This window comes from Streptomyces sp. SAI-127, from assembly GCF_029894425.1.
GTDB lineage: Bacteria > Actinomycetota > Actinomycetes > Streptomycetales > Streptomycetaceae > Streptomyces.
Window position 1 is genome coordinate 98,593 of sequence record NZ_JARXYJ010000002.1, and the last position, 24,000, is coordinate 122,592.

The 24,000-nt window shown below is 70.2% G+C and carries 17 protein-coding genes and 2 pseudogenes; 5 read left to right on the forward strand and 14 right to left on the reverse strand.

Translation table 11 applies throughout. The features are described 5' to 3' along the window. Positions 1-31: 31 nt before the first annotated feature. From M2157_RS46135 to M2157_RS46145, 3 genes are all read right to left on the reverse strand, one after another. The gene (locus tag M2157_RS46135; RefSeq protein WP_280868444.1) at positions 32-268 is read right to left on the reverse strand and encodes a hypothetical protein; all 237 of its coding nucleotides are present in this window, start codon (positions 266-268) and stop codon (positions 32-34) included. A gap of 63 nt (positions 269-331) precedes the next feature. Further along, a complete protein-coding gene (locus M2157_RS46140; RefSeq protein WP_280868445.1) occupies positions 332-1,150 on the reverse strand; it encodes an SAM-dependent methyltransferase in 819 nt (272 codons plus the stop codon). A 235-nt stretch (positions 1,151-1,385) separates the two neighbouring features. Beyond that, the gene (locus M2157_RS46145) at positions 1,386-3,734 is read right to left on the reverse strand and encodes an alpha-L-fucosidase (RefSeq protein WP_280868446.1); all 2,349 of its coding nucleotides are present in this window, start codon (positions 3,732-3,734) and stop codon (positions 1,386-1,388) included. Between the two features lie 151 nt (positions 3,735-3,885). On the opposite strand from M2157_RS46145, the pseudogene M2157_RS46150 reads away from it, so the two are divergent. Then, a pseudogene (locus M2157_RS46150) lies at positions 3,886-4,508 on the forward strand (cation:dicarboxylase symporter family transporter); the annotation flags it as partial. Then, positions 4,508-5,323, forward strand: coding sequence for an isocitrate/isopropylmalate family dehydrogenase (locus M2157_RS46155; RefSeq protein WP_280868447.1), 816 nt, complete (start codon positions 4,508-4,510; stop codon positions 5,321-5,323). The pseudogene M2157_RS46150 and the gene M2157_RS46155, both read left to right, overlap by 1 nt. Before the next feature lie 53 nt (positions 5,324-5,376). Here the strand turns inward: M2157_RS46155 and M2157_RS46160 are convergent, their stop codons facing one another. Genes M2157_RS46160 through M2157_RS46175 form a run of 4 tightly spaced genes read right to left on the reverse strand, consistent with a single transcriptional unit; the run spans position 5,377 to position 10,496 of the window. After that, positions 5,377-6,192: an ATP-binding cassette domain-containing protein gene (locus tag M2157_RS46160; protein WP_280868448.1), complete on the reverse strand. Its 816-nt coding sequence runs from the start codon at positions 6,190-6,192 to the stop codon at positions 5,377-5,379. Next, positions 6,189-7,949, reverse strand: a complete 1,761-nt coding sequence (locus tag M2157_RS46165) for a dipeptide/oligopeptide/nickel ABC transporter permease/ATP-binding protein (protein ID WP_280868449.1) — start codon at positions 7,947-7,949, stop codon at positions 6,189-6,191. Before M2157_RS46165 ends, M2157_RS46160 begins: the two co-directional genes overlap by 4 nt. Further along, positions 7,946-8,890: an ABC transporter permease gene (locus M2157_RS46170; protein ID WP_280859535.1), complete on the reverse strand. Its 945-nt coding sequence runs from the start codon at positions 8,888-8,890 to the stop codon at positions 7,946-7,948. The genes M2157_RS46165 and M2157_RS46170 overlap by 4 nt, the downstream gene beginning before the upstream one ends. Before the next feature lie 10 nt (positions 8,891-8,900). Further along, positions 8,901-10,496: an ABC transporter substrate-binding protein gene (locus M2157_RS46175; protein WP_280859534.1), complete on the reverse strand. Its 1,596-nt coding sequence runs from the start codon at positions 10,494-10,496 to the stop codon at positions 8,901-8,903. Positions 10,497-10,920: 424 nt separating this feature from the next. Here M2157_RS46175 and M2157_RS46180 point away from each other — a divergent pair, with 424 nt between their 5' ends. Next, positions 10,921-11,538, forward strand: coding sequence for a TetR/AcrR family transcriptional regulator (locus tag M2157_RS46180; protein WP_280859533.1), 618 nt, complete (start codon positions 10,921-10,923; stop codon positions 11,536-11,538). Positions 11,539-11,745: 207 nt separating this feature from the next. Here M2157_RS46180 and M2157_RS46185 read toward each other — a convergent pair whose 3' ends face one another. From M2157_RS46185 to M2157_RS46215, 7 genes and pseudogenes are all read right to left on the reverse strand, one after another. Then, complete coding sequence (locus M2157_RS46185; RefSeq protein WP_280868450.1) at positions 11,746-14,409, reverse strand: family 78 glycoside hydrolase catalytic domain; 2,664 nt, start codon at positions 14,407-14,409, stop codon at positions 11,746-11,748. 96 nt (positions 14,410-14,505) lie between these two features. Beyond that, positions 14,506-15,858, reverse strand: coding sequence for an MFS transporter (locus M2157_RS46190; RefSeq protein WP_280859531.1), 1,353 nt, complete (start codon positions 15,856-15,858; stop codon positions 14,506-14,508). A 355-nt stretch (positions 15,859-16,213) separates the two neighbouring features. Continuing rightward, positions 16,214-18,025, reverse strand: coding sequence for a beta-glucuronidase (uidA, locus tag M2157_RS46195; RefSeq protein WP_280868451.1), 1,812 nt, complete (start codon positions 18,023-18,025; stop codon positions 16,214-16,216). 52 nt (positions 18,026-18,077) lie between these two features. After that, complete coding sequence (locus tag M2157_RS46200; RefSeq protein WP_280868452.1) at positions 18,078-18,899, reverse strand: SDR family oxidoreductase; 822 nt, start codon at positions 18,897-18,899, stop codon at positions 18,078-18,080. 25 nt (positions 18,900-18,924) lie between these two features. Beyond that, positions 18,925-20,128 (reverse strand): annotated as a pseudogene (locus M2157_RS46205) (family 1 glycosylhydrolase). Between the two features lie 240 nt (positions 20,129-20,368). Next, positions 20,369-20,950: a hypothetical protein gene (locus M2157_RS46210; protein ID WP_280859527.1), complete on the reverse strand. Its 582-nt coding sequence runs from the start codon at positions 20,948-20,950 to the stop codon at positions 20,369-20,371. Between the two features lie 189 nt (positions 20,951-21,139). Continuing rightward, complete coding sequence (locus M2157_RS46215) at positions 21,140-22,114, reverse strand: GlxA family transcriptional regulator (protein ID WP_280859526.1); 975 nt, start codon at positions 22,112-22,114, stop codon at positions 21,140-21,142. A gap of 135 nt (positions 22,115-22,249) precedes the next feature. Between M2157_RS46215 and M2157_RS46220 the strand changes: the two genes are divergently transcribed. Both M2157_RS46220 and M2157_RS46225 read left to right on the forward strand, forming a co-directional pair. Further along, the gene (locus M2157_RS46220) at positions 22,250-22,888 is read left to right on the forward strand and encodes an HD domain-containing protein (RefSeq protein ID WP_280859525.1); all 639 of its coding nucleotides are present in this window, start codon (positions 22,250-22,252) and stop codon (positions 22,886-22,888) included. 78 nt (positions 22,889-22,966) lie between these two features. After that, the gene (locus M2157_RS46225) at positions 22,967-23,887 is read left to right on the forward strand and encodes an NADP-dependent oxidoreductase (protein ID WP_280868453.1); all 921 of its coding nucleotides are present in this window, start codon (positions 22,967-22,969) and stop codon (positions 23,885-23,887) included. Positions 23,888-24,000: the final 113 nt, after the last annotated feature.

Genomic DNA, 24,000 nt, shown 5'->3' on the forward strand with positions numbered 1-24,000 from the left:
CTCGCCGAGCGCCGCCACCCGAGCCCCGTCTTCAGCCGCGAAGCGAGCCCGAGGGTTGAGCGAGGATCTCGCCGCACAGCGTGGCGCCGTCGGTGCAGATCCACACGTCGGGGCGGGCGGCCAGGCGGCATCCGGCCCGGTCACCGAGCCCCGGCGACGTCTGCGCCACCCGTGTCGGTCTCGGACGTGGGGTCTGTCCGTACGCGGTGGCGGCGAGCGAGGCGTCCACCGGCAGCGACGTCGTGCCCTCCGGCGGGGACAAGGGCATGCTGCCGGGCCACGCGAACACCGGCGTGATCGGCCATGGAGACGCCGTTGCCCTGCGCGGCGGTCAGGGTTTGCGGGCGAGGGCGGCGGCGATGAGGTGTTCCCAGACCGTGAGTTGCCGTTCCCCGCTGTTGTTCCACGGGGTTTCGGTTTGGTCGGGGCGCCACAGCGGTGCGGGGACGATACCGGGTTCGAGGATCTCCAGGCCGTCGAGGAGGGAAGCGATCTCGGCGTCGGTGCGCCACCGGCCGCGACCGAACGTCTGCTGGAGGACTGCCTCGGCCTCCCGTGTCTCCGGGTTGTTCCCTGAACGGAAGTGGCTGATGAAGAAGTAGCTTCCGGAGGGCACATGGTCGCGCCAGTAGCGGACGATGCCGGCCGGGTCCTCGTCGTCGTTGACGTGGTGGAGGATCGCGCTGAAGATCACGGCGACGGGACGAGTGAAGTCGATCATGTCGAGGGTGTCGGGGTGCGTGCGGATGCCTTCGGGGTCGCGTACGTCGACCGCGACGACCCGGGTCCGCTCGTCCTTCTCCAGCAGCGCCCGGCCGTGGACGAGGACTTGAGGGTCGATGTCGACGTAGACGACGCGGGCCTCGGGCGCGTGGCGTTGTGCGACCTGGTGGACGTTGTCGGCGGTCGGCAGGCCGCTGCCGAGATCGATGAACTGCCGGATGCCGGTGGTTTTCACGATCTCCCCGACCGCGCGGGTCAGTGCTGTGCGGTTGGCGAAGGCGATGGCCACCGAGCCGGGCAGGTCGCGTTTGAACACGTCGCCGATCTCTCGGTCCACGGCGTAGTTGTCCTTGCCGCCCAGCAGGTAGTCGTACACGCGGGCGATGCTGGGCTTGGACGGGTCGATGGGGGAGCCTTCGTACGTCATGGCGCCATTTTCCCCGCAACACCGCCCGGTGACCATGGTTTTGGGATGCTTGGGCCGTAGTCCCGCGTCCACCATCGCGGTTCTGCCCGAGCGAACCTGCCCGCCACCCGAGCCAACACCGACGCCAACTCGGCGGCTCAGCAGGCGACTTCAGCTACCCCCTTCCCCCCAGCGCCGGCACACCGGCGGCAAGCGCTGGGGAGTGCGGTCATCATCGGAAGGACTGCACAGGACGTCAGGAGTTCCACGTCACCTTGAAGACCCAGACGTGCTGTCCCGCTTTGCGGGCCGCCGCGGGAACGTCGATCACCAGCGCTCCCTTGCTGACGGTCCAGGTCAGTGGCCGGTCGTGGCCCAGCATGGTCACTGTGTCACCGTTGCGGATCGGGATCGGCGCCTCAATGGTGAGCCGTGAGCCCGGCTGTGCCAGGGAGTGGATGTAGAAGGCTCTGTTCGGGCGGACGGTGAAGCGGATGTCGTCGCCGAGTTCGGCCATCTTCGACCAGTACGTGGTGTCGTAGACGGCCTCGCCGTTCGTCCGCAGCCATTGCCCCGTCTCGCGCAGTCGCGTCTGCATGATCTCCGGGACGGTGCCGTCGGCGCGTGGGCCGATGTCGAGCAGGAAGTTGCCGTTCTTGGAGACGATGTCCACCAGGCTCTGCACGACCTGTTCCGTCGTCATGTAGGAACCGTCCGGGGTGGCCTGGTTGTAGCCGTAGCTGAAGGGGTCCAGGCCGCGGCTGGACTCCCATTTGGCGATCACGGTGTTGTCGTACGTCGTGTACTCGGGCGTCGTGAAGTCGTGGAAGGAGATGCCCGAGCGGTTGTTGACGGTGACGTCGATGGGGCGGGACCGGTTCTTGGCGTGGTTGAAGTACTCGGCGAGCACGTGCACGCTGTCGTTGGCGCCGCCGATGTCGCACCAGATGAGCTCCGGGTCGTAACCGTGGATCAGCTCCAGCATCTGCGGGGCCTGATAGTCCTTCACGAAGTCCTTGCCCGCGCTGTATCCGGTGTAGGGCACGGGGGCGAGGGTGTACGGGTTGCGCGGGGCGTGGCCCATCCAGGGGTTGTCCGGGTTGAACCACTCGGGCATCGAGAAGTAGAGGCCGCGGTGGAGCTCGGGCGTGTAGCGCCGGGACGCCTCGAACAGCTCCTTGACCAGGTCCCGCTTCGGGCCCATCTTCACGGCGTTGCGGTCGGAGACCTTGGTGTCCCAGAGGGCGAATCCCTCGTGGTGCTTGGAGGTCAGCACGTGGTACTGGGCACCGGCGTCCCGGAACAGCTCGACCCAGGCTCGCGGGTCGAACCTCTCCGCCGTGAAGCGCGGGATGAAGTCGTCGTAGGCGAAGTCCTCGCCGTAGGTGTCCCGGTGGTGGGCGTACGTGGGGTTGTTCGGGTCCTGCATCTGGTCCCAGTACCACTCGGCGTACTGCGTGCCGACCGGCGCCCAGGCGGGCACCGAGTACACGCCCCAGTGGATGAAGATGCCGAACTTGGCGCTGTGGAACCAGTACGGCGCCTGGTGACCGGAGAGGGAGGTCTCGGTCGGCTGGTAGTCGGCGACGCCGAGGGACAGTCGGCTGCGCTGGGTGGCGGCCGTGGCGCCGCGGCCGGTGACGGTCACCACGCCGTCCTGGGAGGTGCCGGGTGCCGTCCCCGTGCGGTTGCGGATGCCGATGCGGACGCGAGCCTGCTCGCCGGGGTCGAGGCGGCGGACGGTGCCGGGCTCCACGGTTCGGGCGCCCGGCACCGTGACCTGTACCGACACGGCGTCGCCGGCCAGGACGGCGGCGGTACCCGCGTTGACGACGGTGGCCTCGACGCTCTGGGCGCCGGTGGACGGCAGGAGCGAGTTCGTGGAGTGGGCGTCGCGCAGGATCAGGGCGCGTCCCTGGGCGACCGGCTGGAGGGACAGTGCGAACACGTGCAGCGAGGTCTGGTTCGGCGCGGGTGTGTTGGTGGTCGGCAAGGTGATGGCGATCGCCTCGCGCTGCGGATCGACCCACACCTCCGATGTGCCGATGCCGACGCTGTGTTCGTCCTTCGCGCCGCTCGGACCGTAGCGGTACGGCGCCGACAGGGAACCGCCCGCCGCGTACCAGTCGGCTCCGGTGAGGCCGGCCGTCGTGGTCGAACCGTCCGCGTAGTGCACCGTTGCCTTGCCCGAGGCGTTGCCGTAACTCCCCGAGGTGAGGAAGTAGGCCGCCATGTAGCGGCCCTTGGGCAGGTCGATGCGTTGACCGAGCGCGACGACGTTGTTCTTGGCGCCTGCGGCCGAGGACGGGAAGGCGAAGGGGACTCCGTCCACCTCCACCTGGCCTGCCGGGAGTTCCTCGCCCGGGAACGTGTAGCCGGAGCCGTCGAAGTCGCCGTCTCGCGCGGAGGCGGTGTCGATGCCGTCGTTGTCGTAGAGGCTGTCGAGGGGGACGGGAACCGGTGCGGGCACGGGCGCCCATGTCCCGCTCTGCTCTGTGCCCGCCTCAGCAGCGTGGGCGTCGGTCGTGGAGGCGAAGGAAAGAGCGGCTGAGGCAGCGACACCCGCCGTGACGCCGAGGACATGACGTCTTGGAAACGTACTCATGGCGGCTCCCAATCATCGGATGTCTTGATGATTGGGGAGGCGTAGGGGAGTGTCAATGGGGGGTGCGTGGAAGAAAGTCGAAGCAGAGGTCGGATGGATGGGTGTCTCTGGAAGAGGTGGCCTCAGACCTACCGGGCGCGGGCGAGAGTGGCGGCTCGACATCTTCCAGCTCTTCCGTTACTTCAAGGAGGAGTTCTGGCTGATCCTCGGCACCTCGACCGCCGAGCCCGCGGTTCCGGGGCTGATGCGCAAGCTGCAGTTCATGGGGGCCGAGCGGTCCACGGTCGGTCTCGTCGTGCCGACCGGCTACAGCTTCAACCTCGACGGCGCGGCGATCCACCTCTCGCCGGCCACCCTGTACATCGCCCAGGCCACCGACACCTCCCTCTCCCTGGGGCAGCAACTCGGGCTGCCGGCCGTCATGTTGCTGACGTCCAAGGGAGCCGCGGGCGTCGCGGGTGGCGGTTCATCGCGCTCACCGCGACCCTGTCGACGGTCGGCTCCGTCCCGGCGGCGGGCATCATGCTCATCTTCGGCATCGACAAGTTCATGTCGGAGTGCCGGGCGCTGGTCAACTTCTTCGGCAACGCCGTGGCCACGCTGTCCGTCGCCAAGTGGGAGAACGGCCTCGATCTGGAGCGGGCCCGGGCGGTGCTGTCCGGCAAGGCGGGCGAGCCGCCTCTGACAACCGAGGCCGAAACCGAGGCCGAGACCGAAGACGTACGGCCGGTCGCCGCGTTGCCCGCCCCGCAGACCGCCGAGGTGCCGTCCTGATGGTGTCCGTACTGATATCCCCGGACAAGTTCAAGGGCTCCCTCAGCGCCGACGAAGCCGCCCGCGCACTGGAACGCGGCCTGCTGGAGGCCGCTCCCCGGATCCAGGTCGACCGACTCGCGCTCTCGGACGGGGGAGAGGGGAGCGTGGCCGCTGCCTGCGCGGGCCGGTTCAGCCCCGAGAAGATCACGGTGACCGGGCCGAACGGCAGGTCCGTCACGGCCGAGGTCGCGGTGCACGGCCGTATCGTGCTCATCGAGGCGGCGGCCATCTGCGGACTCGCCATGCTGCCGGGTGGGCGCAAGATGCCGCTCACGGCCACGAGCCGCGGCATCGGTCAGACCACCGACGGCGCCGCGGGCATGCTGCAATCCCTCGGTGCGATGCTGGCCCGGGAGGACGGCACACCGATCGGCCCGGGCGGCGCCAAGTTCGTCCTGCGCCCCGAGGACCTCTCGGTCGTCGTCGCCTCCAACCTCAACGCCGACATCCTCTCCGACCTCGGCAGCGCACTGGCCGGCAGCCTGGGCCTGGCCGCCAGCGCCAACCTCAACCCCGAGCGCCGCTTCCCCAGCATGTTCGAGCCGGTCCACGGCTCCGCCCCGGACATCGCCGGCCAGGGCCTGGCCAACCCGATCGGCGCGGTCGGCAGCGCCGCGCTGATGCTGGAGCACTTCGGTCTGCCCGACCAGGCGGCGCGTCTGAACAAGGCGATCGAGGCCACGACCGGTGCGGGCATCCTCACCCGCGACGTCGGCGGCACGGCCACGACGGACGACGTGGTCAAGGCGCTGATCGACGCGCTCGAGGCCTGACGGTCCGAAAGGGAGCGGACTTCCGGTACTCGGGGATGCGGTGCCACGAGACGTCACAGACGTTGCCGCGCCTCGCGCCGCCGCCGCTGTTCGGTCGGGTCCGCGACCGGGGCGGCGAGCAACAGGCGTCGGGTATAGGGGTGTTCGGGGGCCGTGGTGACCTCGCCCGCCGGTCCGGTCTCGACGATGTCGCCCCGGTGGATGACGCTCACGCGGTGGCTGACGTGCCGGATGACCGTGAGGTCGTGCGAGATGAACAGGTAGGCGACGCCGGTGCGCCGCTGGATGTCGACGAGGAGATCGAGGACGAGGGCCTGGGTGGTGAGGTCGAGAGCCGAGACGGGTTCGTCGCAGACGATGAGCCGCGGGGCGGGTGCGAGGGCGCGGGCGATCGCGACGCGCTGTCGCTGACCGCCGCTGAACTCCCGCGGCAGCCGCTGTGAGGCATCCCTCGGCAGCCCCACCTGGTCGAGCAGCTCCGCCACCCGGAGCCGGGCCTCACCCGCCGCCGTGCCCTGCACGACCAGCGGTTCGCTGAGGATGTCCCCGATGGTGAGGGCCGGGTTGAGGGAGGAGTACGGGTCCTGGAAGACCACCTGGATGTCCCGGGCCAAAGCACGGCGTTCCTTGCGTCCGGCGCGGGTGATGTCGTTCCCCTGGAAGCGGACGGTGCCGCCGCTGGGCGCGACCAGGCCGAGCACGGAGCGGCCGATGGTCGTCTTCCCGGAGCCCGACTCGCCGACGACGCCCAGCGTCTCGCCCTGCCCCACGGTGAGCGACACACCGTGCAGGACCTCGAGCGGGCGGGCTCTGAAGCCCCGCCCCGGGTAGGCGACGCGCAGGTCGCTCACCTCCAGCACTGATGTCATCGCCTCTCCGTTTCGAGTGCGTCCGCGGAGGCGGCCGGCGGGTCGGTGCGCAGCGTGGTCTCGTCGAGGATGGAGTTCAGGAGCCCCCGCGTGTACGGGTGCTTCGGCGCGGCGAACAGCTGCTCCGTCGCGCCTGTCTCGACGACCGTGCCCTCCCGCATGACGGCCACGCGGCCGCAGATGTCCGCGACCACACCGAAGTTGTGGGTCACGAGCAGTACGGCCATGTTCAGCTCCTTCTGCAGGTCACGCAGCAGGTCGAGGACCTCCGCCTGGACGGTGACGTCGAGGGCGGTGGTCGGTTCGTCGGCGATGAGCAGCCGGGGCCCGCCGGCGACGGCGCCGGCGATGAGAACGCGCTGTGCCATGCCGCCGGAGATCTGGTGGGGATACGAGCGGAAGGTGCGTTCGGGGTCGGGTATGCCGCACCTGGCGAGCAGCGCCAGGACCCGCTCGCGGGCCTCACCCCTGGACATGGGCGTCGCGGCCCGCACGCCCTCGACGAGCTGGGCGCCCACCGTGCAGGACGGGTCCAGGTTGGACATCGGTTCCTGGGGGACGTACGCGATGGACGTGCCCCGCAGTGCCCGCAGTTCGCGCTCGCTCAGGCCGAGCAACTCGCGGCCGTCGAGCCGGATCGAGCCACGGGTGACGACCGCTTCGGCGGGCAGCACCCCGAGCGCGGCGAACGCGGTCTGTGTCTTGCCGGAGCCGGACTCGCCGACCAGGCCGAGGGTCTCCCCGGCGGCCACGCTCAGGGTGACGCCACTGACGACTTCCTTCAGTTCGCCGGTCGGGGTCGGATAAGCGATCGCCAGGTCGTCCACGCTGAGCAGTTGGGTGACGGCCTCGCCCTCCGCGGCCGGTGGCCGGTACCCGGTGGCGGTCACGATCCGGACCGGCTTGGGACGCCCGCCCTCCAAGGCGTCCCGCAGCGCGTTACCCAGGAGTACCAGCGAAGCGGTGATGATCCCGAGCACGAGGCTCGGCCACAGGAACTGCAGTGGCTCCTCGTACAGGTTGGTGAAGCCCTCGGAGATCATCGCGCCGAAGCTGGGCACGGTGCTCGAGCCCAGGCCCAGGAAGGCCAGGCCCGACTGGACGGCGATGGAGGAACCGGCGAGGAACGCGGTGGCGATGATCACCGGGCCGCGCACCACGGTGAACACGTGCCGTCGCAGGATGCGCCGGTCGGGCAGTCCGGAGACCCGGGCGGCGTCGACGTAGAGCTCGTTCTTCACGCCGAGGACGAGATTGCGCACGAGCCGGTAGATGCCGGGAGAGAGGAGCACCCCGAAGACGACCATCGTGGCCCGGTAGTCGCCCTTGGTGACAGGCATCAGAATGATGAGCAGGAGAAGCCCGGGGAACGTCATGATCAGGCTGAAGAGCCATTCGGTGACACCGCGGACCCGCCTTGCGAAGTATCCGCCGATCAGCCCGGACGTGATCCCGATCGCGAGGGCGATGCTCGCGCCGATGAGCGCCGACACCACGCTGGTGTTGATGGAGTACAGGAGCCTGGCGAGGATGTCGCGGCCGCTTTTGTCCCCGCCGAGCAGGTAGCCGTGGTCGCCGATGCCTGCGTTGACCGCGTCCAGGTTCGCCTGGTTGGCAGTGTGATCGGTGAGGACCGGCGCGAGCAGACCGAGCAGGACGACGACGATCAGCAGGCTCGCGCTGACCACTGCCTGGGGGTCGGTGAGGAGGCGCCGCAGGGCCGGCCTGCGCCGCGCATCCGTACGCGCTGTGGTCAACGGACCATCCTCGCCTTCGGGTTGAGCCAGCCGCCCAGCAGGTCGACGACGAGGTTGACGAGCACGACGAGCAGCACTCCGAACAGGCTGATGCCCATGATGATCGGCACGTCGCCCTGCAGGGAGGCGTTGAACGCGTACTGACCGAAGCCGGGCAGTGCGAAGATCTGCTCGATGATCAGGGCTCCGCCGAGCATCTGGATGAACTCCAGGGAGAGGACCGTGAGGGCCGGTCCCGCGGCGTTGCGCAGGGCGTGCCGCAGGACGATGGAGCGGGTGGGGATACCCCGGGTGCGCAGCGTGCGGACGTAGTCCTTGCGCAGTTCGCCGATCATGGCGCCGCGGATCTGCGAGGTCAGACTGGCGACTCCGCCCATCATCAGGGCGACCACCGGGATGGCGATGCTGCCGGCCCAGCGGCTCGGGCTCTCGCTGAAATCCGTGTATCCGGTGGCCGGGAACACATGCAGCTTGATGGCGAACACGTAGACCAGAGCGATGGCGACGAGCAGACTCGGGACGAGATAACCGATCATCGCGGCGCCCTGCGCGAACCGGTCGACGGCGCCGCCGCGCGCGGCGGCGGCCACGCCGAGCGCGACGCTGATGACCGAGGTGGCCAACAGGGCGACCACGACGATGGACAGGGTGACGCCCAGCCGGGCGGTGATGGCCGAGCGGACCGGTTCGCTGGTGAAGTAGGAGGCGCCGAGGTCGCCGCTGACGGCGTGCGTGAGCCAGTCGGCGTACTGGACCGCCACGGGCCGGTCGAGGCCCATCTGTGCCTTTTGCGCGGCGACTTGATGCGGAGTGGCGCCGTTGCCGAGGACGCTGCTCGCGACGTCGTCGAAGGACGTGCTGAGCAGCAGAAACGTGATCATGGTCACCAGGACCGCGAGCACGAGGCCCGCGGTCAGGCGCCGCAGCAGATAGACCGTCATGGGCGCGGACTCACTCTCCGGACTGCTGCGAGGAGCCGGCCACGCCGAACTGGCGGATGGTGGACATCGTGGAGGAGCCGTCGCCGAGGTAGGTGATGCCCTTCTTGGTGGCCCAGTCGCTGCCGAGATAGAAGACGGGCGCCAGCCAGGCGTTCTCGACGCCGAACTCGTTGATCTCCCGGTAGATTCCGGCGGCCTTCGCCGGGTCGAGTTCCCGGGCGGCCCGGCCGAGGAGTCCGGTCAGCTTCGGGTCGGTGGTGCGGAACACGTTGCGGAAGCCGGTCGGGGTGTAGAAGCTGCGGGTCATGATCGCGTCGGAGGCGAGGCCCTCCACGAGCAGGAACATCGGGTACTTGCCCGACGCGACGGCTGACGCGGTCTGCTGCGCGGGCACCGGCTCCCAGGTCACCTTGATGCCGATGTCGGCGAGCGCCTGCGTGAAGATCGGCTCGAAGCTCTTGGTGAAGACCAGGCTCGGCATGGTGACGGAGAAGCCGTTCGGGTAACCGGCCTCGGCAAGCAGCTTCTTGGCCCCGGCGACGTCGTAGGGGTACAGCTTGTTGAGCGTTTCGTCATAGGCCCCGCTCTGGGGATTGAACAACTGGTCGGTGGCCTTGCCGGAGCCTCGCAGTACCTGTGTGACGATCTTCTGCCGGTCGAAGGCCATGTTGATGGCCTTGCGGACGCGCAGGTCGCCGAGTGGCTTCAGCTTGGTGCCGGCGCGGTCGGCGAGGACGAGGAAGGCGCCCGCGGTGGCCTTCACGTGCGTGATCCGGAAGCCGGCCGCCTTGAGGGCGGGCAGCTGGGAGACGTCGGCGGTGCCGGCGTTGGTCTCGCCCGCCTTGAGGGCGTTGGCCGAGGCGGTCGGGTCGGTGATCACGCGGATCTTGACCGTCCGGAACGGATAGGCCTTCTTGTTCCAGTAGTCGTCGCGCCGCTTGAGGACGTAGACGGAGCCGTTGACCGTGGCCTTCGTGTCCAGGGTGTACGGGCCCGAGCCGACCGGGTTCAGGGTGGTGCTCTTGTTCGTCATCGTCTTCGGGTCGCCGATCACGCCGGGCGACGTCGACAGGGCGCCGAGCAGCGAGGCGTCGGGCTGCTTGAGCTTGATGACCACCGTCGAGGCGTCGGGGGCTTCGACCGCGGAGACGGAGGCCAGCGACAGCTGGCTCTGACCCGGCGTCGACCGGATGCGCTCCAGGGTGGCCTTCACCGCGTTCGCGTCCACCGGATCGCCCGAGCTGAACTTCATGCCCTGGCGGATCTTCAGCGTCAGCGTGCGCCCGTCCTTCGTGTACGACCAGCTCTGCGCGGCGCCGGGATGCAGCTCGCCCTTGTTGTCCTGGAGGAGGAGCGTGTCGAAGATCGAGTCCCAGACGTAGGTCTGCTGGCCCTCGATGAGCTGGGCGGGGTCGAACGAGTTGGGTGTGCCGAGGATGGACAGTGCGAGGGTCGCGTCGGTGCCGGAGCCCGACGTGGCGGCCGGGGTGCTGTCGCACGCCGCTGTTGCCGTTGCCAGCAGGGCGACGGCCACAGCGGCCGTCAGGGCCTGCGAGCGGTGTCGCGGCCGTGGGCTGGGCCGGGAGTGCGAGGAGCGGATGCGCATGAGTGGATTCCTTCGTCCTGGAACCTGAAGAGCCGAGGCCTTCGTCAGTGCGTCGGTGTGTCGGTGCGGTCATGCACGGGTGCACGAGAGGGCCGGTGCACGTGTGGGGATGTGCGGCGGAGCCCGTGAGGCCGGCATGCGGGTGGGTCGAGGACGCTGCGGCGGTCGCGGATCCGCCGATGGGTCCAGTGGCGTGAACAGTTACCACGTGGTTGGATTTCACTCGGAAGGTAAGCCCCGGCGGGAGGTGCGGGAAGATGGGAGACTCTGTTCGTAATCAGAGCGTTACCTGGCGCGAAATCGCCTCGGTGTGCCCCTTGCGCTCGCGACGAGTGCCACCCACACTGCCGAGCAGGCATCGAAATGCTAAGCCTTGGAAGGTTTTGAGATTCGTGATGCGGGATTCGAGAAGAGGAAGCGCACTGTGACCCAGGCCAAGGCCCGCGGCCCGTACACTAAGACCCCCGCCAGACGGGCCGAGATCGTCCGGGCGGCTCGTGAGAGCTTCGCGGAACACGGATTCACGAAGGCTTCGCTGCGCGACATCGCCGAGCGGGCCGGCATCACCCACGCCGGGCTGCTGCACCACTTCCGCAACAAGGACGACCTGCTGGCCGCCGTGCTCGCCGAACGCGACGCCGAGGAGCGGCAGTACGCCGAGTCACAGGTGCCGGACATGGACCATCTGGCGCCCTACCTCGGCGACCTGCTGCGCCACCACCAGAAGGCCCCCGAACTGATGCGCCTGTGGATCGAGCTCGCGGCGGCCGCCTCCCGCCCGGAGCACCCCGCGCACGACTACTTCGCGCAGCGCTATGCCTGGGGACGCGAACAGTTCGCCCAAGGCATGAGCGGGAAGGCCGAGCGCGGAGAACTGAACGAGGCGCTCGCCCCCGAACATGCGGCCACGCTGCTCCAAGCCGTGCTCAACGGCCTGCAGTTGCAGTGGCTGCTGGACCAGGATCTCGACATCGTCGGGCCGGTCCGGGCCTTCATGCGGATGACCTTCCCGCAGGTCGCAGAGCCAGAGGCCGAAGAATGAGCCCCGGCCGGCCCGGCGTCCAGCCGTACAGCGTGATCGCGGCTCTGGACGCCGACCGCGCGGTGGCACACGTCCCCTGACGAACTGGTCGCGGCCGCACGTGCGTTACGCGCGGATCTGAGTGAGGCCGGTCCCGGCGTCAGCTCCGTGCCCCGCCGACGGGCCCGCTGGAGGCGTCACCGTCGGCGGTTACGTTCCCCGGCCGTCTCAACTCGCCTTCCCCACGCGTCCGGTGGCGCTGAACCTGCCGGGGCCCACAGGCTCCTCGATCGTGCCGTCGGGGAAGACGACGCGGGCGGTGGTGGCCGGGGGGACGTCGACCGTGATGGTGAGGGTGTCGCCGGTCGTGCGCCACTCGACGGCGATCGTGCCCTGCGGGGACTCGTGGGTGCCCCGGGCCCACGGCACGGACGGGTGCGGGACCGGCGCCACCTCGAAGGACTCCCAGGCGATCGATCCGGGCGTCTGCCGCAGCCCCAGGGTGTGGGTGTGGAGGAAGCGGATCGCGGCGCCCTTGCTGTAGTGATTGAGGGAGTCGTGGGCGGTGCCGGTGTCGTCGATGCCCTCCCAGTCCTCCCAGACGGTGGTCGCGCCGCGGTCGAGCATGTACAGCCAGGAGGGTGCGGTGCGCTGGAGGAGCAGCTCGTAGGCGACGTCGGCGTGGCCGGAGTCGGCCAGGACGGGGAGCAGATCGCCGGTCGAGAGGAAGCCGGTGGTGAGGTGGGTGCCGGCGGCGCGGATCAGCTCGACCAGCCGCGCGGCGGCGGCCTCGCGCAGTTCCTCGGGGACGAGCCCGAGGGACAGCGCACGAACGTAACCGGCCTGAGTGTCGCCGGCGGTGCGTCCGTCGGGGGAGAGGAACTCCGTACGCCAGGCGTCGCGGACCCGCTCGGCGATCACGGCGTAGCGGTCCGACTCCTCGCCGAGCCCCAGCACCCGGGCGACGCGGGCCACAGTCGCCGTCGAGCGGTACAGGAACCCCGTGCCGACCTCGCCCTTGTCGGCCATGAACCAGGCGACGGGATCGTCCTTGACCGGGTCGACACGGGTGCCGTCGGCCGCCCTCGCCTTGGGCTCGGTCCACTCTCCCCAGTGGAAAGAACCGTCCCAGAGGTACTGCTCGTGCGGCAGCGGTGCAGCCGAACGCTCGACCCGGGACGGATGGCGGGCGGTGCGGGCGGTCGTGAGGGCCCACTCCACCCAGCGGACCATCGCCTCCCAGTTCTCGGCGAGGATCTCCCGGTCGCCGTACGACTCGTACAGCTCCCACGGGACGGCGACGACGGCGTCCCCCCAGCCGGCCGAGCCGGTCATCATGGCGAACTGGTCGTCCAGGTGGTGTTTGATACGGCGCCCGTCCGGTGAGAAGTTGGCGACCCGGCCGTCGGGCAGCTGGTCGTCGCGCACGGAGCGCAGCCATTTGCGGTTGAACCCCAGGACGTCGTACAGGCGTGTCGCGGTGGGGGCGAAGACCTGGTAGTCGCCGGTCCAGGCGAGGCGTTCGCGGGTCGGGCAGTCCGTGGGCACGTCGACGGCGTTGCCGCGGAAGCTCCACTCGGCGATCTCGTGGAGGCGGTCGAGGTCGGCGTGACCGCACGCGAAAGTGCCGGTGCGGCGCAGGTCGGAGTGGACGACCCGCATGACGAGGCTCGCCGGGTCGAGCGGGGCGCCGTCGCGCCGGAGGCGGGCGTACCGGAAACCGTGCACGGTGTGACGCGGCTCGAACGTCTCGCCCCCTCCCGCGGAGACGGCGACATCGCGCTGGACGAAGGGGATCGGGGCCTGGCCGGGGCGTGTGGAGTCCAGGTGAGCGGTCGTCAGGTCGCCGTCGGGGCCGAGGTGTTCGCCGTGATCGACGATCGTGCGGGTGCCGGCCGGTCCGAGGTCGCCCAGCGCGATCCACCCCGAGGCGTTCTGGCCGAAGTCGGCGATCCACACGCCGTCTTCGAGCTGTTCGACCGACTGCGCCGGGCGGGACTCGACCACTCGCACCGGGGGTGCCGGCGACCAGTCGACCGGGGGTGCCTCCACCTGGTCGACGAGGACTGGTAGCCCGGTCCCGGGGCGCACGCGGAAGTCGGTGGTCTGCCCGTCCATGAGGTCGGCCCGGGTGATGGCCGACTCGGCGCTCGTCCACGTCCCGTCGGTGCGGACGACCTGCCGAGCGCCGTCCTCGTAGAGAAGGTGCAGTTCGGCCCGCGCTCCGGGCACCGTGCCCCAGCCGGCCGGGAGGCGGAAGGCGCCGACCTGGCCCCGGTACCAGCCGTCGGACAGCAGGAACTCCAAGCGGTTGTCGCCCGCTTTGAGGGCGGACGTGACGTCGGACGCCTGGGCGTAGAGCGTGCGGTCGTACGAGGTGGACCCCGGCGACAGTTCCGCGGTGCCGGCCCGCACGCCGTTGACGTACGCCTCGTACACCCCGAGCGCCGTCGCGTACAGCCGCGCCGAACGCACCCCGGAGCGTGCCGCGAACCGGGCCGACAGGACGTACGCGGGCCGCCTGCCGTAGCCGCGGTCACCGGACTCGGCGGGACTGATCCACCGCGCCCGCCAGTCGGCGGCCAGCAGACCGCTCTCGAACGTGTGCCATCGCGACCAGGGCGAGCTGCCGTCGGTGTCGAGCGCCCGGACCCGCCAGACCACTCGGCGCCCGCTGTCCAGCGCCGCCCACGGCCAGGGGAGGAAGCGGTGCCCGCCCACGGCGGTGGTCACGGCGGGATGCGCCTCGTCGTCGACGGCGCACTCCACCTCGTACGACACCGGGCGTGCCGCGTCCGACGGCGGCTTCCACGACAGCCGGGGCGTGGGCCCGGACACGGGGAAGGCGTCCCCGCCGCTGTCGATGGCCAGGTCGTACGGTGCGTCGAGCATGGGGTGCCTTCTCGGAACTCGGTGGAACGGGATGCTTCTCAGGACGCCGGGACGCCGGGACGCCGGGACGCCGGGACGCCGGGACGCGCGCGGCGGCTACCGCACCGACTTGATCTTGAACTTGACGATGAGGCCGCCGACCAGGGCCAGGACCGCGCCGATCAGATAGAGCTGGGTGTAGTTCTTCTCGCCCCCGGCGCCGACGCCCAGGGTGATGACGAGCGGGGCGATCAGCGGGGCGACGGCGCTGGGGATCTTCTGCGCGAAACCGACGACGGCGAGGTAGCGGCCCGCCTCGGCCCGGTCCGGCAGGACGGCGAACACGATCGCCTGGTCGACGGCGCCGAACACCGCGATGGCAAACTGCATCAGTACGGCGCCGACGACCAGTTGGGGCAGCGAGTGGGCGAACGCCTCGGTGACGGCCCCGGCGACGAACACCGCTGAGCCGATCAGGGCGAACAGCTTGCGCCGGCCGAGCTTGTCGGAGAGGAAGCCGCCCCCGATGGCGCCGCCCGCCGCGGCCACCACGCCGATGGTCCCGATGACCGCCACGATCCCGGCGACCTCCTTGACCGGCAGGTCGAGCCGCTGCGCGTAGAAGAAGGTGCCGAACGTCGTGTTGAAGTACAGCCCCATGAAGAACACGAAGCGGCCGAGCCAGTTCCAGCCGAAGTCCGGGTACTTGCGCGGGTTGAAGCCGTAGCTGGTGACCATGCTCCGCAGCGTCACGCCGGCGGTGTGCACCAGCGCGCGGGAGTCGCCCTCGGGCCTGAACACCGGGAAGAGCACCACCAGGGCGGCGCCCAGGACGCCCGGGACCAGGAACACCAGGAACGTGCTGGAGGCCACCGCGTAGGCGAGGCCGATGCCGACCACCGGGGCGATCTGGGTCATGACGCTGGTCAGGGCGGAGACCCGGCCCCGCTGCTCCTCGGGCACCCGGTCGGCCTGGACGTTCTGGATGGCCTGCCCGGTCGTGGCCCAGCCGATCATGCCGAGCACCCATGCCAGGCCGAGCAGGAGAACGGACGGCGCGAGGGCGACCCCGACGAGCGCGATGGTGCCGAGCAGAGTGCCGCCGATCATGAAGGGGGTCCGGCGGCCGAGCCGGGAACGGGTCCGGTCGCTCCAGAGGCCGATCAGGGGGCTGAGAACCAGGTAGACGACCTGGGCGGAGCCGGTGACGTACCCGAGTTGCTCCTCGTGCCCGGGGGCGAGGTCGTCGATCCGCACCGCGAGCGAGTAGGACAGGGGGACCATGAGGGCCAGGGAGCCACCGAAACTGGCGGTCATCAGCCACAGGAGATAGCCCCTGCCCACCCTCCGCAGCGGCGGTGCCTCGATCTCGGGCGCGGCGGGGGGCTCGCTGGGACCCCCCACGGCGTCCTGCGGTGCTGTCTTCGCGAGGGGAACCACCACGCTGACGTCCGGGTCGTCGTGAGGCATGAGGACTCCTTTGTCACATGATCGCTAGGGGCGGGCGGTGGCAACCCGTGGGGGAGAAGGCGGGCTCGCGGCACCCGGGGTGCGGGTCGGACTGGGCGGGGCTGGAACACCGGCCGTCTTGGGCGCCGGGGGACCCGGTCGCGGTCGACGCGGGCCGGACGTTGCCGCGGGACCGGTCGGTGTACGTCGCCGATGACGGGTCGCCGTACGGCCCCGGGACCTGCGGACGGCATCGGGCCACGGCGCCGGGATTCCGTGAGGACGCCCCTGCGCGTCTTGCGGCCCCCTCACCGCCGCTGCTGAACCTGTGTCCAGAGCGCCGACGCCGACAGCGCGCGGCACGCAGTCGCAGCTGTCAGTCGGCCGCGACCTGCCCGGGCTTTCGGCCGCCCAGTCCGAGCCAGCGCCCCCGCAGGGCGAACGCCGCCGACTTCGGCTTGCGGTCGCGGGTGAACACCCCCTTCTTGTTGCCGTCGACCCGGTGGATGCCGGGCGAGGTCTGGAAGTCGGCGAAGTTCCACACGTGCTCGCCGACGAACTCGGGGATGCGGTCGAACACCCGGTGGTACATGGCGAGGAAGTCGCTCTGGTACTCCTCGCTCCACGGGGTGTCCCAGACGGAGTGCAGGCCGGGCTGGGTGTCGGCGCCGTACTCGGACATCATGACCGGCTTGCCGAAGCGCTGGACCCAGCCGCGCAGATCCTGCTCCAGATATCCCTCGGCGGTCGCGAGGTCGCCCGTGAACAGGTACCAGCCGTAGTAGCGGTTGATGCTCAGGACGTCGAACAGGTCGCCGATCTGGTCGTTCTGCGGGGTCGCGAACATGACGGCGGCGTAGGTGAGGGGCCGGGTCGGGTCGAGCTTGCGGGCCAGTTCGACCAGCGGCTCGAAGTAGTCACGCGCGCCGTCCTCGTTGGAGGCCGGTTCGTTGGCGAGGCACCACATCACCACGCTCGGGTGGTTCCTGTCCCGCTCGATCAACTCCCGCAGGTGCTGGGCGTGGACGTCCCGCGTGGCCCCGCCGAAGTTCTCCGGCGCGAAGGTCGGGGTCGGCGGCACGCCGGTGAGACCGCCCTGGACCCCCAGGTTGAGGCCGACGGCGGCGGTCTCGTCGATGACGACGATGCCGTGCCGGTCGGCGAAGTCCAGGACCTCCTCGGCGTAGGGGTAGTGGGAGGTGCGGAAGGAGTTGGCGCCGGTCCACTGCATGAGCTGGAAGTCGTGGACGAGGTAGGCGTCGTCGTGGCCCTTGCCCCGGACGGGGGTGTCCTCGTGCTTGCCGAAGCCGGTGAAGTAGAAGGGCTCGCCGTTGATGAGGAAGTCGGTGCCGCGCACCTCGACGGTACGGACGCCGAAGGGCTGGGTGTAGCTGTCGACGGTCTCGCCGTCCACGGCCAACTCCACGACGAGGTCGTAGAGGTAGGCCGCGCCCGGCTGCCAGAGCGTGACGTCCTCGATGCGCAGGGCGCCCTCGGGGCCGTCTCCCTCCGCGACGGTCCGTCCGTCCTCGTCCACCGCGCGCACCCGCACGGTGACCGTGTCGGCGTGCTCGCCGGCGACCTCCACGCGGTAGCCGACGGTACCGGCCGCGGCGTCCCGTCCGGTCACGACGGTGACGTCCTCGACGAAGGTCGTCGGCGTGCTGTACAGGCGGACCGGGCGCGCGATGCCCGCGTAGTTGTAGAAGTCGTGCAGGTACGACTGCCGCTCGCGGCCGTCGGGCCCTGTCATGACGGTGCCGGGCGGGATCGTCACGTTCGTCAGCCGGTTGTCGACGCCGACCGTCAGCCGGAACACCGCGCCGGGCTCGACGACATCGGTCAGGTCCGCCTCGAACGGCGTGTAGCCGCCGGTGTGTTCGGCCACGAGCCGCTCGTCGACGTAGACCTGAGCGGCGTGGGTGACCGAGCCGAAACGCAGGACCACGCGCTCGCCGGTCCAGCCGCGTGGCACGCGCACGTCGCGCTGGTACCAGACGACTCCGACGTGGTCCCGGATCTCCGGGTCCACGAACAGGTCGTTGTAGCTGGCGGGCACGGGCACTTCGAGCGGTGGGGCGAGCCGTGACGCCCAGGGGGTGGCGCCGGCGCGGGTGCCGGGAGCGAACCGCCACAGGCCGTCGAGGCCGACGAGGTCGCGGGTGGGGGTGGTACGGGGCGAGAGCATGGAGTTCCTACCGGGGGCTCGGTGTGGTCGGGATGGTCGGGGCGATGTGCGGTTACGTCGTCTCACCGGCGTCCGCGAGGAGCGTGCTGCCCGTCATGAAGGCCGAGAGGTCGCTCGCGCAGAACAGCACCACCCGGGCGATGTCGTCCGGCACACCGAGCCGGCCGAGGGGCCCTGGCCTCATCACGGAGAGGAGCGCCTCGGAGTCCAAGGGGACCCCGGCCGCCGCGGCCGCCGCCATGTTCCCCTCGGTCGGCACGAAGGTCGGTGCGACCCCCAGCACGCGGATGCCGAACGGGGCGAACTCCAGGGCGAGTTGACGGGTGAGGCCGCGTGCCGCGTGCTTGGAGCCGACGTACGCGGCGAGCCCGGGGGCCGTCCCGCGGAACCCGGCCGTGGACACGACGTTGACGATGACGCCCCCGCGCCCGGCCTCGCTCATCCGGCGCGCGGCCTCCCGGGAGCCGAGGAAGACGCCGCGGGTGTTGACGGCGAACACCTCGTCGAAGGCCTTGTCGGACATCTCCAGCGCGGGGACGCTGGGGAAGACCCCGGCGTTGTTCACCCAGATGTCGATCCCGCCGAGCTCCCGGACCGCGAGGTCGGCGGCGGCCACGACACTGTCGGGGTCGGTGACGTCAAGAGGGGCGGCCAGGGCGCGGCCCTGACCCCGGGCGCCGAGGTCCTCGGCGACGGCCGTGGCGAGCTCGTGCTGGATGTCGGCGACGAGCACGTCCGCGCCCGCCTCGGTCAGCCGTTCGGCGACGGCCCGGCCGAGCCCCCGGCCCGCGCCGGTCACGACGGCGCGCCGCCCGGACAGCGAGACGAGTTCGGTCAGGGACTTCGACGAGACGTCGGGTACGGATATCTGCACGATGCGTCCTCTGAGTGCGGTGCGGTCAGATCCGGCCGCGGCGGGCGGTCTCGCCCAGCCAGGCCAGCGAGGGCTTGGGTCGGCGCTCGAAGGTCTCGCGGTCCACCGCGACCAGGCCGAACGTCGGCGCCCAGTGGCCCCACTCGTAGTTGTCGAGCAGGCTCCAGTGCAGATAGCCGCGTACGTCCACCCCGTCGGCGATCACCTTGCCGAGATGCTCCAGGGCCTCGCCCGTGTAGGCGATACGGCGCCTGTCGTCGCCGGTGGCGATGCCGTTCTCGGTGACCAGGATCGGCAGGCCGTCGGTGACCTCGGCGGTGTGCCGTACCGCGATGCTCAGGGCGTCGGGCCGGTAGGCGGTCCCGACGAGCGTGTTGTCCGGGTGCGGAGGGTAGGGCTCGATGCCCTCCGGGCCGACCCACTGGCTGGAGTACGACTGCACGCCCACGAAGTCGTCGCCGCGCGCCCCTTCCAGGTAGAGGTCCTCCCAGATGTACTCGAGCTCCCGCTTCTTCTCCTCCGCCCCGGGACGGGCGACGAAGGCGCGGTTGGCGACCGTCCATCCGACCTTGGCGCCGGTGCGCTCGCGCAGCACCTCCCGCGCGGCGTGGTGCGCCTCGACGAACCGCGCGCCGATGGCCGGATCGGGGGCCGGCAGCGGCGGACGCGGACCCTCGTTGTCGAGGGTGGGGCTCTGCCACTCCCCGTCGGCCTGCGGGTTCTGCAGGGCCCGCGCCATGCCGGCCATGATGGCCAGCATGTTCGGCTCGTTCATGGTGACGGTCCACTCGACGCCTTCGAGGATCGGCGCGACCGTCTCGACGTACGTCCGGAACCGGTCGACCGCGCGCTCGCCGAGCCAGCCGCCCTCCTGGGCGAACCAGAGCGGGCTGGTGAAGTGGTGCAGGGTCACGACCGGCGTCAGACCGAGCTCGAACGCCGTGTCGATCATGCGCCGGTAGTGAGCGAGTTCGGCGCGCGAGACCAGGCTGGGGACGGGCTCGATGCGGCGCCCACTCGATGCCGAAACGGTAGGCGTTGAGTCCGGCGTCCGCGAGCAGCCGCATGTCCTCGCGGTACCGGTGGTAGCTGTCGCAGGCGTCGCCGCTGCGCTCCATGCCCGGGATGCGTCCCTCGTTCGCCCAGAAGTCGCTGTTGAGGTTGTTGCCTTCGATCTGGTGCGGTGCGGTGGATGCGCCCCAGAGGAATCCGGGAGCGAGTTCGGTCATCGTCGAGTGCCTTCCTGACGCCAACAGTTACCATGTGGTTGGTTTTCGCTGGAACGTAGACCGGGATCGCGAGGCGGGGAAGGGCGCAGGGGGGTTTCGTAACCTGAGCGTTACATGAGGGGGGTGTGTTTACGCCTGCTTGGGCGCGGCTGGGCCGGCCGGGCAAGGGGGGCTGGGGTGTGGGCGGCGACGACCGGACCACTCAAGGTCAGCAACTCGTCTGGCAACCCGGCCGCGCGATCAAGCGCTGCTACTGCCCGGAGGGCGACGGAGCAGGTGCAGACACACGACCGAGGCGATGACGGTCCGCCGCTCCGATGCGTCCAGGCCGGGGGCCGTTTCGACAACGTACTGCTGCAACCCGATCCACGTGTCGTGGGTACTCGCCGTGACCCGGCCGAGGACATCCGGTGCTGGACTGCGATGCGGATCGGTCTCCGTGAGCTGCCATTCGGTGGACAGATGGCCCCGCCGTGTGAGGAGGAGCCGGCGTCCTTGCTCCGTCTCAAGGCTCAGCTGCCAGGTCTTGATGAAGTGTCCGGCACGCGCGGTGCCGACCTCCCGTGCCGTGTCGTCGGTGAAGCGGAACCTCGCCGACCGGAACCGCTCGATACGGACGAGGCACTCTCCGGACGCCTTCGTGAGGAGGGAGTGCGTGTCGTCGGTGTGTGTGACATGGGCGAGAAGGGTTCCCTCCACGGTCGAGACGGCCAGCGCCGGTCCCGCGTCCCTGCGCCACCGCGAACGCTTCGGCTGCCCCACGACGACGGCTTCCAGTGCGAACAGATCGGCTTCCGCCGACGGTCTTCCTTCCCCCGCCACGGCTTCCCCCTTGACCGAGTACGAACACTGTGACCGACAACGCGTCCGAATCCCATCCCCGTAGCACCCACGACGACGCCCGTCGGCTCGGGATGAAGCGCGCGGACTCACCGAACCGCGGGCCCCGGTACGGCGGGGTCGCAGCCACCGCGACGAACCCGCACCGACGCTGTCGCCGCCGCCCGGACGCTACCCGGCCTGTTCGCGCCGCGCGGTGGCGAACCGGCGCTGGTAGGCGGCGGGACTGATGGACAACTCCCGGGCGAAGACGCGGCGCAGGCTCTCGTAACTCGGGAAACCGGCCATGGACGCCGTCTGCGTGGCGGTGTACCCCTGATCCAGAAGGGATTTCGCGATGTCGAAGCGGATCGACTCGACGTACCGGGCCGGCGTGGTGCCCAGTTCCTCGCGGAACAGCCTGGTGAGGTGACGCGTACTGACGTTGAGCCGCCCCGCCAGTTCGGCCAGGGAGTAGGGGCCGGCCGGGTCCGCCGTGACCAGGTCTACGACCCGGCGCAGGGCGGGAGACCGGGGCGGCGGGCCCTGCAGGGGAGCGGAGAACTGCGATTGGCCGCCCGCTCGATGCAGATAGACCACAAGGGAGCGCGCCACCTGCCGACTGATGTCGGGACCGTGGTCCTCTTCGACGAGGGCGAGCGCGAGATCGATTCCCGCTGTGACGCCCGCTGACGTGTAGACAGTGCCGTCGCGCACGTAGATGGCGTCTGGCTCGACGCGTGCCTTCGGGTGCCGGGCGGCGAGTTCGCCGGTGATCTTCCAGTGGGTGGTCGCCCGTCTGCCGTCCAGAAGGCCCGTCGCGCCGAGGACGAAGGCACCGGAGCACACCGAGGCGACTCGGCCGGCGCGCCCCGCCAGCTCCCTGGCCGCTTCGGCGAGTTCGCGCGTCACGGGGGTCCTGGGATAGACGTCTCCGCCCGGGATCAGGAACGTGTCGGGATCCGGCTGCGTGGTGGCGCTGCCGTCGACGGCGATCCGCATGCCGATCGAAGAGGTGACATCGGCGCCCGTCGTCGACACCAGGGCGATCCGGTAGTCGGCGCCGAGCAGGTTCGCCTCCCCGAACACCTCGGCGGGACCGGCGACGTCCAGCAGCTTGACGCCGTGGTAGACGAGGACGGCCACCCGGTGCGGGTCGGTGCTCACGGGCCCACCCTGGGATGACCGGATTCGAGGGGTTCATGGCCGGACGGAGGCGGCGCCGCGGACCGTGTGGTCGGCAGTGTGGAGAACGGACGCACGGTCCCCTCGCAGCGCATCGCATCGGAAAGCAGGGACGTCATGACGGACATCATCGCAGGGGTGGAGATACCCGAGACATCGGCTGTCGTGGAGGCCACGGAATTTCTTCGGGCGAGGACGAGCCCCCTGATCTTCCACCACTCCCGGCGGGTATTTCTCTTCGGCTCTCTGCACGCGCGGGCAAGGGACCTTCTGCCTGATCCCGAGGTGCTCTACATCTCGGCGATGTTCCATGACGCGGGCCTTGTGATCCCGTTCTCCGAGACGCAGCAGCGCTTCGAGCTGGACGGCGCCGACCATGCGCGGAAGTTCCTGCTCGACCGCGGGTTTTCCGAGAGCGCCGCCGAGGTCGCCTGGAAGGCGATCGCCCTGCACACCACGCCGGGGATTCCAGGCCGCATGGAGCCCGAGGTCGCCGCCACGAACTACGGCGTGCTGACCGACGCGATCGGCTGGGGGATGGACACGCTGGAAGTCGACCAGATGGACGAGATCGTCGCCGTTCACCCGCGGGGCGATTTCAAGAAGGAATTCCTGCAGGCATTCGTAGACGGCCTCAAAAACCGCCCAGACACCACTTACGGGACCGTCAACGCGGATATTCTGGAACACTTCCTTCCCGGTTTTCGCCGTACGTCCATGGTGGAGCGCGTCATCGATGCTCCCTGGCCGCGATGACCGGGCAGCAGCCGAAATCGAGTTACGCCATCGCTGCGTCTTGCACTGCCCACCCCACACACTGAGAAAGGAACGCTCATGCGCGCCATCACTGTCCGGGGTCGCGAGGCCGGGCTCACGGGGTTGACCCTGGAGGATCTTCCCCACCCCCATGCCGCCGAGAACGACGTCATCGTCCGGGTGCACGCCGCCGGCTTCACCCGAGGCGAGCTCGACTGGCCCGCGACCTGGACCGACCGTGCCGGCCGCGACCGCACGCCGAGCGTGCCCGGCCACGAGGTCTCGGGGGTGGTGACGGAACTCGGGTACGGAACCACCGGCCTCACCGTCGGCCAGCGAGTCTTCGGACCGACCGACTGGACCCGCAACGGCTCGCTCGCCGAGTACGTCGCAGTGGAAGCCCGCAACCTCGCCCCGCTCCCCGCCGACGTCGACCACGCGGCGGCCGCCGCACTGCCGATCTCCGGACTGACCGCCTGGCAGGGCCTGTTCGACCACGCCCGTCTCACCACCGGCCAGACCGTCCTGGTCCACGGAGCCGCCGGCGGCGTCGGCTCGATCGCCGTCCAGCTCGCTCACGAAGCGGGAGCCCGCGTGGTCGGCACGGGCCGCTCCGCCGACCGGGACACCGTCCTTGGCCTGGGCGCGCACGCGTTCCTCGACCTGGAGGCCGACCGGTGGGAAGACATCGGCCAGGTCGATGTCGTGTTCGACGTGATCGGCGGCGACATCCTCGACCGCTCGGCCACCCTCGTGCGCCCCGGTGGCACGCTCGTCAGCATCGCGCATCAGCCCACCGTGCGCCCCGACGACGGACAGGCCGTGTTCTTCGTCGTGGAACCCGACCGCGTACGCCTCGCCGACCTCGCCCGGCGTCTGCGGGACGGCCGGCTGCGGGTGCGCGTCGGTGCGGTGCGGTCGCTTGCCGACGCGCCAGCCGCGTTCACCTCGCGAGAGCGTGTCCCCGGCCGCACGATCATTCGGGTCGCCGAGGACTGAGAGCGGGAGGGGCGACGTAGCCGACGGCGTCCAACGGTACGGGCCACCCCTGCCGCTGTACTGGGCAGCTTGCCGCCGGGCCGGACACGCCTGAACGGAAGGGCGTGTCCGGC